This is a genomic window from Pseudoalteromonas sp. SR41-7 (assembly GCF_014163935.1).
GTDB classification, from domain to species: domain Bacteria; phylum Pseudomonadota; class Gammaproteobacteria; order Enterobacterales; family Alteromonadaceae; genus Pseudoalteromonas; species Pseudoalteromonas distincta.
Window position 1 is genome coordinate 1 of record NZ_JACJEF010000034.1, and the last position, 911, is coordinate 911.

Sequence of the window (911 nt, forward strand, 5' to 3'; positions counted from 1 at the left end):
GGAATCTCAATGTTCCAGTGGCCATCGCTGCCAACTAGGGTCTCAATGGTTTGCACAGCGCCTGCGCTGTCGGTGATGGTGAGTGTAACAGTGCCACCAATTTCATTACTGGTGCCCTGCAGCTCTGGTGTTAAGTCGCTAACATCGCCTACGTTTTGAATGGTGAGTATTGGCGCTTGCGTGTCGATAGTGGTGGTATCACTCACTGTAGTTTCGTTGCCAACACTGTCGCGTACACTTACTTCGATGGTGCTTTGACCTTCACTTAATGGTGTGGTTGGAGTGGCACTCCAATTACCATCCGCATCAACAAGGGCGGTGATGGTTTGTGGGTTGCCGTTGCTGTCGGTAACGACTATCGTCACTTGTGCACCTTCGCCCGCATCACTTGTGCCGCTTATGATTGGCGTGTTGCTCTCGCTTTGTGCTGCAACATCAACAGTGAGTGTCGGCGGTGTATTATCAAAGTCATCTGAGCTAATTGTACGGGTATTACCTGCGGCATCGGTCGCTGTGGCGATCACTGAGCCAACATCAAGTAACGATACATCTAATCCGACTAATGACCAATTACCATCGGCATCAGTTGTGGTGGTGTAGGTGGCACCAATGCCACCGCCAACCAGTTGCTCGGTAATGGTAATTTCACTGCCTGCTGGCAAGTCAGAGGTACCACTTAAGGTAACCAATAAACCAAGTTCAAAGGTTGGTGTAAAGGCAAGTGCCGGTGGAGTTACATCCACTTCGCCACTGTCTGTACCTGTACCTGTGTTGCCCGCTGCATCAGTGATGCTGGCGCTAACGCTATAATTCCCTTCGGCTAATGTGCCTGTTGGTGTCGCACTCCAGTTACCATTGACATCGGTTTGTACATCAATGCTTTGAGTGGCATTTGCTGCATCTGTAAACGT

The 911-nt window shown here is 50.2% G+C and carries 1 protein-coding gene; it reads right to left on the minus strand.

Annotated elements, in window-relative coordinates:
- On the minus strand, nucleotides 1-911 hold a 911-nt coding region (locus H5092_RS20370), incomplete at both ends, for an Ig-like domain-containing protein (protein WP_182734868.1).